This window comes from Natronorubrum texcoconense, assembly GCF_900100335.1.
Lineage (GTDB): Archaea > Halobacteriota > Halobacteria > Halobacteriales > Natrialbaceae > Natronorubrum > Natronorubrum texcoconense.
This window is the reverse complement of record NZ_FNFE01000009.1, coordinates 166,340-179,464: the sequence shown is the minus strand read 5'-3', so window position 1 is coordinate 179,464 and position 13,125 is coordinate 166,340. Positions and strand designations below refer to the sequence as shown.

Sequence of the window (13,125 nt, the reverse complement as noted above, 5' to 3'; positions counted from 1 at the left end):
TACTCGCGCATACCCGAGGGTTGTAGCATAGGTTACCGTCAGGTAATTGCCGCGATACAGAACGGATACGGGCACCACTACAGCGATCAACGGTCGTCGATCCGTCCAGCGATCCGCCCACTAACCGACGGCGACAGTCACTCATCGAGCCCGTCCACAAGTGCCTCGAGTCGGTCCGTCCGGTTGTGGCGTAGATTTACTCGCTCGGCGATGTGATACCACGCTCACCGAACCGGTCGCGACTCCCAGCATTCAAAGAAGCATCCGACGATTGAAAGTGGCGATCTCGGCAGTTATTCAGACGTACTCCTCGGCGACGCCACCGACGATCGGCAGGCCGTAGCGGTCTCCCTTGTAGGCCTTGACGATGAGGAAGAGCCAGAGAACGAAGATGACCGGCGCGAGGAGCAGCGAGACCAGACTCACCACGATCGCGAATATCCAGCCGACGAACGATATCTGGACGAGTATCGTCTGGAAGATCATCAGCGCAACGACGGCCGCAAACAGTCCGCCGAAAACGATCATGCTCTGGAGGGCGTGAAACCGGACGAACTTGTTGTTTTCCTCGAGGAGGTACAGTACGAGCCCGGTAAACGGCGCAAAGAGGTACGTCAGCGCCCCGGCAACGTTTTCGTCGAGTCCGCCGACGATCGGTTCGGTCTCCACGCGGTCAGTGTCGGTTCGGCCAGCCGCCAGTTCGGTTTCGGTCGATTTCATCGGAAATTGCTCGTACAGTTGACTCACTGCATCGCCGCTTAACGGTTATCTGAGCCGAACGTATGCGCGAAGGTTACTGCAGAGTAACCGTTCTCGCACCCCAACCCGTCTTGCTCATCCGCTGACCGCAAAAAGCGAACGCAGTATAGTAACACCTGGAACTGTTTACACACCGATCGCACTATCCGCGGTTCTCACTCACTCCGTTTGCTCACGGGTCGCTTACGCTCCCCGTTCGCTTTGTGCGGTTCTCACTCACTCCGTTCGTTTCGAACCGCATACGCTCCGAACCGCGCGGCCGTCGTGCGATCGGGTGTGCACTGACTTCCAGTGGCTACTATAGTTCGACGGCAGATCGACCATACGAACTCCTCGCCGAGCGAATGGCAGAATCAGCTCGTGACGACGACGGTCACTTCTCGAGTCCGTCCGAAAGCGCCTCGAGTTGCGACTCGAGGTCGCGGTACGCCGCCTGCCGTGTGAGACGGTCCTGCGAGTACACCGACTCGAGAAGCGACCGCTTGGCGACCAGCGAGCCGCGTTCGCGGTCGTCGGCCGACTCGCCCCGTCGGCGCAGTTGGTCGTCGATCGCCTCGAGCAGCGTCTCGCGGACGATCGGCTTGCGTCGCACGTCGTCGCACTCGATCTCGAGCAGATCGAGTTCGGGTCGGTCACCGACGAGCAGGATCGTCCGGCACCCCTCCCCAGCGGCGGGAGGGACGTCGGCTGCGCTGACTCCCGGAAGCCCCTCGTCGTAGACCACGACGTCGATCGACTCCCGCAGGTAGCGATCGACGTCATCGGCGGTGTGCGCTCGAGCGACGGTGTAGCGATCGGCCAACCACTGTCCGTACAGGTCGGTGATTCGCCGATCGGCGTCGGCGAGCAGGATCGTTGGCGTCGCGGCCCCGAGGTGTCGGTCCCCCCACGCACCCAAATCATCGAAGATCGGCTCGAGGTCCGCTCCCGCCTCGGTGAGTTCGTACTCGACTCTGAGCGGCGACTCGCTGACGACCGTTCGGTCGACGAGCCCGGCGTCCTGCAACGCCTCGAGCGTGTCGGTCAATACCTTCCCCGAGAGGTCCGGGATCGCCTCGAGGAGGCCGTTGAATCCGAGCGAGCCGTGGTGATGGAGCACGGCAACGACGACCGGGTGCCACTTCTTCGAGAGCAGCGCGAACGCGTCGAGCGCCGTATGAGTCGCCCGTGGAACGTCCAGTTCGCGACGAGTCATGTGAGAGAGTCCGACGGCAGGGGCTTAGCTATTCGGTCTCGTGGCGCATTCGCCCGGGAGGCGAAGCGATCAACGAGAGGAAGCGTTTCGCGTCGCTCGACTGCACGGGGTCTCCGATCGGGTCGCTCGAGTCACTCGGGTGCCGCGGAACGTACCAGGCGTTCGAACGACACCGGAACTGATAGCATGGTCGCATCCCATGGTGTGCGAAATGGACTCGTTGCGTGCGGTCGACCTCCTGCTCGTCGAGGACAATCCCGACGACGCTCGGTTCGTCGACCGGCTGATCACGGAGCACCAGACCGCACTCGAGCGGAGCGGCCGTGACGCCGCGGTCAGCATCGACTCGGTCGAGCACGTCGATCGGCTCTCGGCCGCCATCGAACGAGTGGAGTCCGAGCCACCGGACGTCGTCTTGCTCGATCTCACCCTCCCGGACAGCGCCGGGCTCGAGACGATCGATCGGCTCGTCGACCGTGCCCCGTCGGTCCCGATCGTCGTGCTGACGGGACACGACGAGGGAGAACTCGGCGTCGACGCGATCCGGTGTGGCGCACAGGATTACCTCGTCAAGGGCTCGATCACGGCCGAACTGCTCCTTCGAACGATCGGGTACGCGATCGAGCGAGCGCGAACCCAGCGCCAGCTTCTCGACAGGAACCACCGACTCGCACTGCTGAATCGACTCGTCAGAACCGACATCCGCAACGACCTGAGTATGGTCGTCGGCTGGGGGGATCAGCTCCGATCGGGCGTCGATCCCCGAGACGAACCGGCTCTCGAGGCGCTGCTCGAGGCTGCAACGCACACCCTCGAGCTCACGGATACGGCCGCCGAACTCATGGACGTCCTCGCCGCCGATATCGACGTCGAACGCGAACCCTGCGACCTCGTCGCCGTCCTCGAGACGGAACTGGACCGGCTTCGCCAGGAGTTCGGCGACGCCGTCGCCGTCGATCGAACGGCGCTGCCGGACGAACCCGTCGTCGTCTCCGCCTCACCGACGCTCGGCTCCGTGTTCGCGCAACTGCTCTCGAACGCCGCCGTCCACACCGATCGGTCCACCGCGTCGGTCACGGTCGCACTCGAGACGACGGTCGATCGAACGACGGTCGTCGTCGCGGACGATGGGGTCGGCATCTCCGACTCCCAAAAGCACCTCCTCAGTGATCCCGACGCCAGGTTCGACGCCGACTCGGGGATGGGGACCGGCCTCTATCTGGTGACGACCGTGCTGGATCTCCTCGACGGCGACCTCGAGATCACCGACAACCATCCGCGTGGAACGACCGTCTCGGTGACGCTCGATCGGGTTCGGTAACAGGAGGTGTGACAAGAAAGGGGCGTCATCACAGCGGGAGTCGCCACAGGAAGGTCGTCACGACGAGAGCCGCCGCGTAGCCGGCTCGCCGCGGATCGAGTCGGATGGCATCCGGAACTGCTGTCGCGTGTTCTCGACGTCGACCCACGACAGAGGGGCTGCGATCTCAGCCGAACACTTCGCCGCGCTCGTACTCCATCAACTCGCTCACCTCGCTCGCGATCTCCTCGCCGAACTCGCGCTCGACGATCCACAGCGCGAGATCCAGCCCCGACGTGACGCCGCCCGCGGTCAGCACGTCGCCGTCGTCGACGATCCGCTCGTCGACCACGTTCGCCGCGGACGCCTCGAGGTCGTCCTCCGCGACCGGATGGGTCGCCGCGGGCCGGCCCTCGAGCAGCCCCGCTTCGGCGAGCACCATCGCGCCGGTACAGACCGAGGCGACGGTCGAGCCCTCGGTGAACCGTTCGTCGACCGCGTCGCCCAGCGCTCCGTCGTCGACGACCGCGCGGACGCCCTCGTTCGCCGTCGTCCAGCCGCCGCCGGGGACGATCAGGATATCGGGCTGTCCCAGCGTTCCCTGGGACTCGACTCGCAGGTCGTGACTCGCGGTCACCATGTCCGTCTCCTCGAGGGTCACCAGACTCGTCTCGAGGTCGGCGCCGGCCTGGGCGGCGTTCTCGAGCACTTCGTAGGGACCGATCGCGTCCAGTTCGTCGAAGCCCTCGAACAGCACGATTTCGGCGGTGGTTTCGGCCATACCCGGACGGAGGACTGGGGAGGTAAAACGTATTGTGCCAGAATGGGAAAGACGGGTGACCACGCTGCCGACGCTCACCGCCGGACGGTCTCGTCGACGACCTCGCGGAGCGCATCGAACACCGGCTCGTTTCCGGCGGCGACGAACCACTCGCCGCGGTCCTCGCTGTTCCCGTCGTCGCATCCCGCGCGATCACCACCGCCACTCGCCGCGAGCAGTCCGCTCTCGGCCGCGAACAGCTCACCCAACAGCTGTTCCTCCGCGTCCGGCCGATAGCAGACGATACCGTCCAGTCGCCCGCGAGCGAGCAGCCCCCAGTGGACCGTCGGCGACCAGCTCTCGAGGCGGCGCTTGCAGCGGTCCTCGAGCGCCCGGTTGATCGACGCGGAGACGGCCGCCTGCTCGGGCCGGCGTTTCACGTCGTGGCCGATGACCGAAACGACGGTGGCCGTCTCGGGGCTGGCGTCGCTGTGCGCGTCGACCGGCTGCCCGTTGTATCGGACGTCCCCGCCTCGAGTGGCGACGTAGAGATCGTCGAGCAGCGGGACGTAGACGACGCCGAGAACGGGTTCTGCGTCGGAAGTCGACGAGCCGGATTCGACGCCCTCGAGCACCGTCACCGCCGTCGCGAACGACGGCAGTCCCGACTCGAAGTTGTTCGTCCCGTCCAGCGGATCCACGAGCCACGTGTACTCGCCCGTCCCCTCGTGGCGGCCCGATTCCTCGGCGACGATGGCGTGGTCGGGGAACGCGGCGCGGATCGCCTCGAGAATCCGTCGCTCTGCACCCGTGTCCGCGCTGGATTTTACGTCGTGGGCACCCGCGTCGACGTCCGTATCCTCAGCACGGTAGGCGTCGCGCAGGTACGCACCGCCGACCGTACAGGCCTCGATCGCAGTTCGCTCGAGTTCGTGGACGCTCGTCATGGCACCCGAGTACGGCCGATCCCTACTTGGTCGTTGTTCTTCCCCGACCGGTTCTCGGTTGGACCAATCGCGTTTCGGTCGGTTCTTGATGTTGGGAACTCACGTAGCCGTATGAACGACCAGCAGGCCGCTGTCGCCGCGTTCGTGGACGAATACGACCTCGAGACGCCGCCCGAGTTCCGCCTGCTCGATCTCGTCTCGGAGGTCGGCGAGCTCGCGAAGGACGCGAACACGTCGACGGAGTACGGTACCGAACCCGAGGAACTAACCCTCGAAACCGACGAGATCGGCGACGTGCTCTTTGCGACGCTCGCGCTCGCGGACTCGCTCGAGGTCGACGCCGAGGCGGCGCTCGAGGAAGCGCTCGAGAAGTACGAACGACGGATGGACGCCACCGAGACGCCCGGTTCGGGCGAGTGACCAGCGGTGCGCCGTCGACACGAGCCATCGACTCGAAACGGGTCCTGGGTATCGATTACGGCTGCGTGTTCAGCCGGCTTGCGACCCAGAGCAGGATGAGGATCACCCCGAAACCGACACCCGTGACGGCGAGCGCGAACGCCGGATGCTCGAGTGGCAGCCGCCTCGCGACCCCGACGAATCGTTCCAGCCCGACGAGGACGACGACCAGGACGACGGCGAACGCCGTGATGAGGATGTCGTACTCGAACCACGTTTTGAAACCGTCCAACGACGGCATACCACCACATCATGTCCGAATGGCTATAACTTTTTGATCGAGTTACTGAGCCCCGTCTCGGTGATAGTGTCGCTCGAGAACGAGCGGCTTCTGCTACGGATTTCGACGATAGTGATCCCTGTGCTCCCCTTTTGCAGTCGGAGAGACGAGGAGTGTCCCGTCGAGCGTCGATACACTCGTGATTGAGACCAGAGAGACGAGGAGCGCTCTGTCCCTGGCGACAGGGGGTTGACCACGTCCTCCCCAACCGATTCACTCACACCCTTCGGGTGTTCGCTCATCCAGAGGAAGACGCAAAGCGTCTTCCACGCAGTCGCTCGTTTCACTCGCGACGACCTCGCACGGCTACAAGTCGCGGCTCACTGTCCGCTCGCCGCGGCTCAGCGCGCGCACCGTACGTGATTCGATCGGACTGCAGCGACGCTCAGCCGACGACCGATCCGAAACTACGGAACTACGTCGGCGTCGACCTCGAGCACGTCCCCCGCCGCCTCCCGGACCGATTCGACCGCATCCGGCCGCGCGTAGATCCCCAGTCGCCAAATTTCTCGCGCGCAGGCGTCCAGCCCGGCGACCAGCGACGACCGCTCCTCGAGTCGCCGCAGGTCGCCGTCGACGACGATTCGGGCACGCGATTCGGGCGAACTGGGTTCGGCGGGGCTGTCGACGACGACGGCTGCGGGGTCCACATTTGCGACGGCGGCGATTTCGCGCTCGAGGTCGCGCGTGCGATCGTACTCGAGGCCGGCGAACCGATCGGGGACGTCGCCGCGGGGGAGCCAGACCGCCCGCTTGTAGAGGCGCCGTTCGCGCAGACGAGTCGCGACGTCGGCCGTCGGCGCGTGGCCCTCGAGCGTGGCGAGCAGTTCGGCGTCGGTCAGCCGCGTGAACCGGTCGGCATCGACGGCGCCGTCGGCGAGGAGTCGTTCGCTCGCACGGTCGAGCATCGCGCCCGCGATCCGCGAGACGTGGTGGCGGTAGACGGTCGCGTTCATCAGCGTCCGGGCGATCAGCGCGCTCTCGGCGGTCGCGACGTCACCGGCCTCGAGCGCGAGTTCGCCGTCGACGATCCGCAGCGAGTAGAGCAGGCGCGCGTGGTCGATGGTGCCGTACGGGACGCCGGTGTGGTGGGCGTCCCGAACGAGGTAGTCCAGCCGGTCGACGTCCAGCGGACCGGAGACGAGTTCCCCGAGCGGGCCGCGGCCGTCGACGGTCGCTGCGACGGCTTCGGGATCGAGTCCTCGCGCCTCGAGGACGTCGCCGAGGTCGCTGTCGGTTAGCAGCCACTCGATCTCGTCGTGGTGACGGCCGAGGTGGCGCTCGATGGCGGCTTCGGTCTGGTGGCCGAACGGCCCGTGGCCGACGTCGTGGACCAGCGCGGCCGCGCGCAGGCGATCCCCGAGGTCGGGCTCGAGGTCCAACTGGTCGACGGCTCGCGAGGCGAGGTGGTAGACGCCGAGGCTGTGTTCGAAACGCGTGTGGTTCGCGGAGGGATAGACGAGCTGGACGGTGCTCAACTGCCGTACGGAGCGCAGCCGCTGCATTTCGGCGGTATCGAGCAGCGCCTCGGCGGTGGGGTCGAGTTCGATATAGTCGTGAACGCTGTCCTTGATCGTCGTCATCTGAAGATATGTAACCTCTCGAGAGGGTAGCGTCTTAGCCGCCGCGGTTCCGACCGCGTGACGGTGTGCTGTGCGAGTGCTCGATTCCGGTTGCATACTCGTGCTGCCGAGTGGGTGTCCGTGCTATTCCACTCGCGCACGCGTACTCACCGAGTCGACTGTTCGCGCGGCGCGGACAACACCAGTCGATCGAGCTGTGCGCGGGTCTCCTCGATCGTCCCCGAGTTGTCGACGACGACGTGGTCGCGGTCGATCGATTCGAACGAGTCGCGCAGCAGCAGGTGCTGTTCGAACTCGGCGTCGCTAATCGAGTTCGTCCGCTCGGCGAGTCGGTCCTCGACGACCTCGAGCTCGCAGGTCACGCGGACGAATCGGACGTCCGCGTCGGCCTCGCGAGCGGCAACCGCCGCTTGCTCGCGTCGGGCGGTCGTGCGAAACGTCGCGTCGAGGACGACGTCCGAGCCCGTCTCGAGGTCCTCGCGGGCGCGCTCGAGCAGTTCGGCGTAGGTCGCGTCGCTCTCGGCGGACGAGTAGGTCGGGTCGGGAAACAGAGCCTTCCGAATTTCGTCGCTGCGGTACCGCGTCGCCGGGAGTCGATCGGCGGTGTAGCCGGAGGCCATCGACTTGCCGACGCCGGGCAGCCCGCAGTAGACGAGGAGCGTTGGACGAGCCACGCTGCACACTCTGTCGGGAAGGGTACTAAATCCGAACGGTTTGTCGAACGCGTCTCGAAGGCCGCGTTCTGGCCGCCCTCGAGTCGACTTCCAGCCGAGCCGACTCGAGTCAGCCACCAGTCGAACCCACCCGAGCGACCGACTCACTCGTAGCCCAGTTCGCGAGCGCGTCGGCGGAACAATTCGTCGTCGCCGCTGTCGGTCCCTAACTGCTGCTCCAGATCGGCAGGGTTGCACTCGAGGGCCGGTTTCTCGTATCGACTGTCGGGGAAGTGGACGGCCAGTTCGTACCTGCCGACGTCGCCGTCTGCGGAATCGACCAGCCGTTCGTCCGCACTCGAGAGGTCGAGATCGAACGCCTCCCGGACCACCGCCGCGAGTTCGGCTTCCGCGTGGGTGTAGCCCGGTAGACTCCGCTTGACCGGCGCGGGGACGTCGGCGATGTAGGCCTCCGTGGCGTCGTGGAGCAGTCCCCAGCGGACGGCGGCGGGACCGCCGCCCCGGGCTTCGACCTCGTAGCTGACGTGAACCGCGTGCCGAGCCACGCTGTAGAACTCCGCCCCGTGGCCCGTAAAGCGAGTGAGATTCGAGAGCGCGTGGGCGATATCCGCGAGCGAGACGTCCGCCGGATCGGCCGCGAGCGGCGTGATCGTCCCCCCGGTCCGCGTGTTTATCGTTCCGTGACCGCCGTTCGACTCGGCGAGCACGGCCTGCAGTTCGCCCGCGACGGCCTCGAACCGGGACCGAAGTTCGGCGTCGACGTCCTCGTCGGTCGCCCGGATCGTCCGTTCGAGCGTCGCAACCTCGCCCTCGAGGCGCTCGATTTGGGACTCGAGCGCCGCGTCCTCGTCGTCGAAAACGTCCATAGGTGACGTTCAAGTGAGGGTACCAAAAGTGGTGCGTGATGGATCGGACGGCCCAGTACGCAGGGGTAACACACACCCGACTCCGCGTCGTCCCCTCGACAGCCGACGATCCGGCACCCCAATCAGATGAACCGACGGTCCTTCATCGCAGCGGCGACGCCACTGGCGGTGCTGAGCGGCTGTCTCGACGAGAGCGAGAGCGGATCGACCACCGGCGAGGGCGAGACTGGACCCGATCGAACGGAACCCCCGTTCGACGTCACGACCGTCGACGGACCCGGCAGCGACGCCGGAACGGTCAGCGTTCCCACCGACGGACAGGTCCAACTGGTCAACTTCACCCGACTCAACTGTCCGACCAGCAAGGCGCTCCTCCCGCGCGTCGAGGAGGCCAGAGACCGCCTCGAGGAGGCGGTCGACGTCGGCCCCGACGGAACGGTCCACGTGCTCTCCGTCATCGACGGGAGCGCCGGCGCCCAGCCCTCGGCAACGGAACTGGCCGACTGGTGGGCCGAACAGGACGGCGACTGGACGATCGGTAACGACGAAGACGGTGCGCTCGACGACCACTACGAGGTCGCGCTCCGACCCACGACGATCGCCATCGACGGCACCGGTGAGGTCCACTGGCGCGACGAGGGCGGGACGACGGCGAACACGATGATCAGCGGCGTCGAGACGGCGCTCGAGGAGGCCGCGGTTGAGAATCGCTAATCGCGTCCTCGATTTTATATACCAACCCGCGGCCAGACCGTCCATGATCGACGACGCGATTCGCGTGCTCGCTGGCGACTGTACCGTCATCGCCGAAGACGCCGACCGCGAGGAGTACCGCGGCCGGGTGACGACCATCGTCAAACCCGACAACACCGTCTTAGTCCACGACAGCGACGGCTACCAGCCCGTGGCCTGGCTGACGCGGGCCGACAGCGTCTCGAGCGACCGCGCGAACGACTTCACGCTCGTGGCGAAGAAGGACACCCAGACGCTGCGGATCGCCGCCCACGACCAGGACGGCTTCGCGCACTATCCGGCCTCGGCGGCCGGGACGCCCGTCGGGCGCTGTCCCGACTGCGACGGCGCGCTTGTGCGCTCGAACGGCGTCCACTGCGTCGGCTGCGGGGATCGGTACGGAGTGCCTCGAGACGCGACGATTCGCGAGGAGCAGTGCGACTGCGACTGTGGCCTCCCGCGGATGCGCGTCGAGCGCGGGCTGGCGTTCAACGTCTGTCTCGACCGCTCGTGCGAGTCCCTCGACGACGCCGTCCGAGAAGCGTTCGACCGCGAGTGGGCCTGTCCGGAGTCGAACTGCGATGGCGACCTTCGAATCCTCCGACGCGGCGGACTCATCGCCGGCTGCGAGCACTACCCAGACTGCGACACCGGCTTCGCCGTCCCCGCGGGCGTCGTCGACGGCGAGTGCGGCTGTGGGCTGCCGACGTTCGAAACCCGGAGCGGGACCCGGTGTCTCGACGCGACGTGTAAAGAGGTGCTCGGAGAGCCGCTCGAGGCCGAATCGACGGCAAGGGACTAATCTAACAACGCGCTCCAGAGCGAACCCCATCCACCGCGCTACAGCGACCCGACCAGCCGCTGCGGTGGGTGGGACTGAAAGGGGCTGGCGTTGAGCGGACGCTTTGCGTCCGCGATGCTCGGAAGAGCTTGCTCTTCCGTTGTGCTGGGCGAAGCCCGACAGCCCAAGCACCGCAATCGAACGAAGTGAGATGCGGAGCGCAGGGTCGGCGCGCGAGTTCAGCGTGCCAGGGGCTTTCGAGACGGTCGAATCAGTCGCCGCTGCTCGAGTATCGTCCGCCGATGCTCGCCATCCGTCACCGACTAGGAATCGATCCGCAGCCCCTTAGTCCCGGCCGGCGAAACCCCGACTATGACACTCGAGGGGCGGTTCGACGAGGATGCGGGCGTCGTCCGCGTGGGGAGCGACGCGCGGCAGCGCTATCACGACTCGCGGGGCTACGGCTACCCGCTCGAGGGCAACGAGATCGCCCTCGCACCGATCGAGGCGGCGCACCTCCTGTATCGCGGGGACCTCGAGGCGGTCGTCGACGACGCGAGCGGCGACCGTCTCGACTTCCGCGCTTTCGCGGCCCGCGAACCCGGCGAGAAGTTCGGCGTCCGGTTTCTGGTCTACGCCGACCTCCGTTCTCGTGGCTTCTACCTCTCGCCGGCCGCGGAGCCGTGGGTTCCCGACCCGCCCGAGGGAGCGGTCGATTTCGCGGTCTTCCCCCGCGGGAAGGGGCCACGAGACGGCGAGACCGAGTACGCGCTGCGGGTGATCGGCGAGCGGACCGACGTGCCCGCGAGCGACCTCGAGGACGCCGTTCTCGCGGTGGTCGACGAGGAGAGCGAGATCACGTACTTCGACGTATCGTCCCGCGATCCGTCGGGATCGTCGACCCCCGACGCCGCGTTGCCCGACGGCTGCGAGGCCGACCTGCTGGCCGATCGGGTCGTCGTCTGGGAGCCTCCGTTGTCCCTCTACGAGACCACCTTCTACGGCCAGCCGCTCGAGGGCAGAGAGTACGACGAGCCGACGCTGCAGTTGTCGCTGCTCGAGGCGGCCTTCCTCGCCGAACGCGGGGCGATCGATCTCGATCCGGAGACGGTTCGCGACCGGGGCCACGAGGTCGAAGGCGAGCGGTTCGCCCGACGACTTGCGGTCTACACCGAACTGCGCGAGCGGGACGTCGTCCCGAAGACGGGCTACAAGTTCGGCGCGGACTTCCGAACCTACGCCGACGTGGAGTCCGTCGAGAACCTGGGTCACTCCGAGCTGCTGCTCCGGGTCCACCCCGACGACCACGTCTTCGAACCCCGGGACCTCGCGCTCGACGTGCGCCTCGCCCACGGCGTCCGCAAGACCATGGTGTTCGCGCTGGTCGACGGGGCCGGCGGGATCGACTGGTGGTCGGTCGAGCGGTTGACGCCCTGATCCGGGCCCCGCGCGAGCGCAACCATAAAAACCCCGACGCGAGAGGGTAGCCGTATGCAACTCGAGGTGATCGGCGTCGGCGGCGCGGGCTGTCGGATCGCCGACGCGATTCGGGCGGCGGAGCCGGCTGGAGGCTCGTTTCTCACGGACGTCTTCGCGTTCGATACCGACGAAGCCGACCTACAGCGGACGGTGCTCCCCGAGTCACACCGCTATCGCTACGGCGCGGAATCGGCGTTCGACGACGGGCTCGAGGCCGCGACGGAGACCGGACAGGAACACGCCGCGGAACTGCTCGAGGTACTCGAGCGCGGTAGCCCCACCGAGGCCGACGCGTTCCTCGTCGCGGTCGGTCTCGGTGGCGTGACCGGCGGCGGAACGGTCCCCGCGCTCGTCGCGGCGCTGCAACGAACCTACGACGAGTCGGTGTACGTCCTCGCGACGTTGCCGGCTGACCGGGAGTTCGATCCGAACGCCGGCGAGCCGTCCGGCCTCGGCGGTGGCTCGAGGAAGGCCTCGGCCGGGGAGAATACGCCGCCGCGACCCGACGCGGCAACGAACGCGGTTCGGACGCTCGAGCGACTCGAGGGGGTGGCGAGCGCGATCGTTCCGTTCGACAACGAGACGTGGCTCCGACCCGGCGAGGAGCTCGCCGATGCACGCGATCGGTCGAATCGAGCGCTTGCGACGCGAGTCGCGGCCGTCTTCGCCGGCGGCGGCGAGTCGGATGGTCCCGTCGCCCAAACCGTCATCGACGCGAGCGACATCGAACGGATCGTCGGCAACGAGTCGGCCATCGTCACGCTCGGCTACGCCGAACAAACGGTCGAGACCACGAGTTCGAAGTTCGGACTCGGACTGCTGCCGACGGAGCGGGAGGTCGAAGCCAGAGAGGCCGTCAGCGCCGTCGAGACTGTCGTCCGAAAGGGAATAAGGGGGAAGTTGACGCTCGAGTGCGAGCCCGAAACCGCGGCGCGCGGACTCCTGATCGTCGGCGGCCCGCCCGCGTGGCTCAACCGACAGGCGATCGCCGAGGGCCGGCGGACGCTCGAGTCTGCCATCGGCGGCTCGGGAATTCTGGGCGGGGACGCGCCGCGGCCCGACGGCGAGACGGTGTTCGCGGGCGTGGTGCTGGCTGACGTGGAGTCCGATCGACTCGAGGAGTTGCGAGCAGCTGCGGCCCGCTCGACGTAACTCCAGTACGAACACGGCGTCGGGCGAAGAAACTATTTTTCGCACTCCGACGAGACGAGTGTTCTGCTCACCCTGGCAGCAGTGATTTCCACGTCCTCCCCAACCGATTCATTCAGTCGCTGGCGCTCCTTCACTCATCCCTCACACGAGTTCGAGCC

Annotated in this window: 14 protein-coding genes; 6 read left to right on the top strand and 8 right to left on the bottom strand. The window is 66.7% G+C overall.

The window, feature by feature from the left end:
• Nucleotides 1–297: 297 nt before the first annotated feature.
• Both BLT08_RS21400 and BLT08_RS21395 read right to left on the bottom strand, forming a co-directional pair.
• Nucleotides 298–720 (bottom strand): DUF4870 domain-containing protein, encoded by a 423-nt coding sequence (locus tag BLT08_RS21400; protein ID WP_090312144.1) that lies wholly within the window; start codon nucleotides 718–720, stop codon nucleotides 298–300.
• 412 nt (nucleotides 721–1,132) lie between these two features.
• Nucleotides 1,133–1,954, bottom strand: coding sequence for a winged helix-turn-helix transcriptional regulator (locus tag BLT08_RS21395; protein WP_090312141.1), 822 nt, complete (start codon nucleotides 1,952–1,954; stop codon nucleotides 1,133–1,135).
• Between the two features lie 199 nt (nucleotides 1,955–2,153).
• On the opposite strand from BLT08_RS21395, the gene BLT08_RS21390 reads away from it, so the two are divergent.
• Nucleotides 2,154–3,275, top strand: a complete 1,122-nt coding sequence (locus BLT08_RS21390) for a hybrid sensor histidine kinase/response regulator (protein WP_090312138.1) — start codon at nucleotides 2,154–2,156, stop codon at nucleotides 3,273–3,275.
• A gap of 166 nt (nucleotides 3,276–3,441) precedes the next feature.
• On the opposite strand, the gene BLT08_RS21385 is transcribed toward BLT08_RS21390, so the two are convergent.
• Together BLT08_RS21385 and BLT08_RS21380 are read right to left on the bottom strand one after the other, a co-directional pair.
• Nucleotides 3,442–4,035 (bottom strand): DJ-1/PfpI family protein, encoded by a 594-nt coding sequence (locus BLT08_RS21385; RefSeq protein ID WP_090312135.1) that lies wholly within the window; start codon nucleotides 4,033–4,035, stop codon nucleotides 3,442–3,444.
• Nucleotides 4,036–4,109: 74 nt separating this feature from the next.
• On the bottom strand, nucleotides 4,110–4,961 hold the full coding sequence (locus tag BLT08_RS21380; RefSeq protein ID WP_090312133.1) for an inositol monophosphatase family protein: 852 nt from the start codon (nucleotides 4,959–4,961) through the stop codon (nucleotides 4,110–4,112).
• A gap of 111 nt (nucleotides 4,962–5,072) precedes the next feature.
• Here BLT08_RS21380 and BLT08_RS21375 point away from each other — a divergent pair, with 111 nt between their 5' ends.
• The gene (locus BLT08_RS21375; protein WP_090312130.1) at nucleotides 5,073–5,381 is read left to right on the top strand and encodes a MazG-like family protein; all 309 of its coding nucleotides are present in this window, start codon (nucleotides 5,073–5,075) and stop codon (nucleotides 5,379–5,381) included.
• A 55-nt stretch (nucleotides 5,382–5,436) separates the two neighbouring features.
• Here the strand turns inward: BLT08_RS21375 and BLT08_RS21370 are convergent, their stop codons facing one another.
• From BLT08_RS21370 to BLT08_RS21350, 4 genes are all read right to left on the bottom strand, one after another.
• A complete protein-coding gene (locus BLT08_RS21370; protein WP_090312128.1) occupies nucleotides 5,437–5,661 on the bottom strand; it encodes a hypothetical protein in 225 nt (74 codons plus the stop codon).
• A gap of 446 nt (nucleotides 5,662–6,107) precedes the next feature.
• Complete coding sequence (locus BLT08_RS21360) at nucleotides 6,108–7,283, bottom strand: HD domain-containing protein (RefSeq protein WP_090312125.1); 1,176 nt, start codon at nucleotides 7,281–7,283, stop codon at nucleotides 6,108–6,110.
• A gap of 146 nt (nucleotides 7,284–7,429) precedes the next feature.
• Nucleotides 7,430–7,957, bottom strand: a complete 528-nt coding sequence (locus tag BLT08_RS21355) for a P-loop nucleotide/nucleoside kinase family protein (RefSeq protein ID WP_090312175.1) — start codon at nucleotides 7,955–7,957, stop codon at nucleotides 7,430–7,432.
• A gap of 143 nt (nucleotides 7,958–8,100) precedes the next feature.
• Nucleotides 8,101–8,823 (bottom strand): hypothetical protein, encoded by a 723-nt coding sequence (locus BLT08_RS21350; protein ID WP_090312123.1) that lies wholly within the window; start codon nucleotides 8,821–8,823, stop codon nucleotides 8,101–8,103.
• Between the two features lie 126 nt (nucleotides 8,824–8,949).
• Between BLT08_RS21350 and BLT08_RS21345 the strand changes: the two genes are divergently transcribed.
• The 4 genes from BLT08_RS21345 (at nucleotide 8,950) to BLT08_RS21330 (ending at nucleotide 12,967) form a co-directional block, all read left to right on the top strand.
• On the top strand, nucleotides 8,950–9,537 hold the full coding sequence (locus BLT08_RS21345; protein WP_090312120.1) for a TlpA family protein disulfide reductase: 588 nt from the start codon (nucleotides 8,950–8,952) through the stop codon (nucleotides 9,535–9,537).
• A gap of 43 nt (nucleotides 9,538–9,580) precedes the next feature.
• Nucleotides 9,581–10,357, top strand: coding sequence for a DUF91 domain-containing protein (locus tag BLT08_RS21340; RefSeq protein ID WP_090312118.1), 777 nt, complete (start codon nucleotides 9,581–9,583; stop codon nucleotides 10,355–10,357).
• A gap of 351 nt (nucleotides 10,358–10,708) precedes the next feature.
• Nucleotides 10,709–11,773, top strand: a complete 1,065-nt coding sequence (gene endA, locus BLT08_RS21335) for a tRNA-intron lyase (protein WP_090312114.1) — start codon at nucleotides 10,709–10,711, stop codon at nucleotides 11,771–11,773.
• 54 nt (nucleotides 11,774–11,827) lie between these two features.
• A complete protein-coding gene (locus BLT08_RS21330; protein WP_090312112.1) occupies nucleotides 11,828–12,967 on the top strand; it encodes a tubulin/FtsZ family protein in 1,140 nt (379 codons plus the stop codon).
• The last annotated feature ends 158 nt before the right edge of the window (nucleotides 12,968–13,125 follow it).

Bases quoted from the DNA above. Each gene is read 5' to 3' on its own strand.
- endA (WP_090312114.1), top strand. From the start codon at position 10,709: ATGACACTCGAGGGGCGGTTCGACGAGGATGCGGGCGTCGTCCGCGTG.
- BLT08_RS21370 (WP_090312128.1), bottom strand. From the start codon at position 5,661: ATGCCGTCGTTGGACGGTTTCAAAACGTGGTTCGAGTACGACATCCTC.
- BLT08_RS21385 (WP_090312135.1), bottom strand. From the start codon at position 4,035: ATGGCCGAAACCACCGCCGAAATCGTGCTGTTCGAGGGCTTCGACGAA.
- BLT08_RS21395 (WP_090312141.1), bottom strand. From the start codon at position 1,954: ATGACTCGTCGCGAACTGGACGTTCCACGGGCGACTCATACGGCGCTC.
- BLT08_RS21345 (WP_090312120.1), top strand. From the start codon at position 8,950: ATGAACCGACGGTCCTTCATCGCAGCGGCGACGCCACTGGCGGTGCTG.
- BLT08_RS21340 (WP_090312118.1), top strand. From the start codon at position 9,581: ATGATCGACGACGCGATTCGCGTGCTCGCTGGCGACTGTACCGTCATC.
- BLT08_RS21380 (WP_090312133.1), bottom strand. From the start codon at position 4,961: ATGACGAGCGTCCACGAACTCGAGCGAACTGCGATCGAGGCCTGTACG.
- BLT08_RS21330 (WP_090312112.1), top strand. From the start codon at position 11,828: ATGCAACTCGAGGTGATCGGCGTCGGCGGCGCGGGCTGTCGGATCGCC.
- BLT08_RS21360 (WP_090312125.1), bottom strand. From the start codon at position 7,283: ATGACGACGATCAAGGACAGCGTTCACGACTATATCGAACTCGACCCC.
- BLT08_RS21390 (WP_090312138.1), top strand. From the start codon at position 2,154: ATGGTGTGCGAAATGGACTCGTTGCGTGCGGTCGACCTCCTGCTCGTC.
- BLT08_RS21400 (WP_090312144.1), bottom strand. From the start codon at position 720: ATGAAATCGACCGAAACCGAACTGGCGGCTGGCCGAACCGACACTGAC.
- BLT08_RS21350 (WP_090312123.1), bottom strand. From the start codon at position 8,823: ATGGACGTTTTCGACGACGAGGACGCGGCGCTCGAGTCCCAAATCGAG.
- BLT08_RS21375 (WP_090312130.1), top strand. From the start codon at position 5,073: ATGAACGACCAGCAGGCCGCTGTCGCCGCGTTCGTGGACGAATACGAC.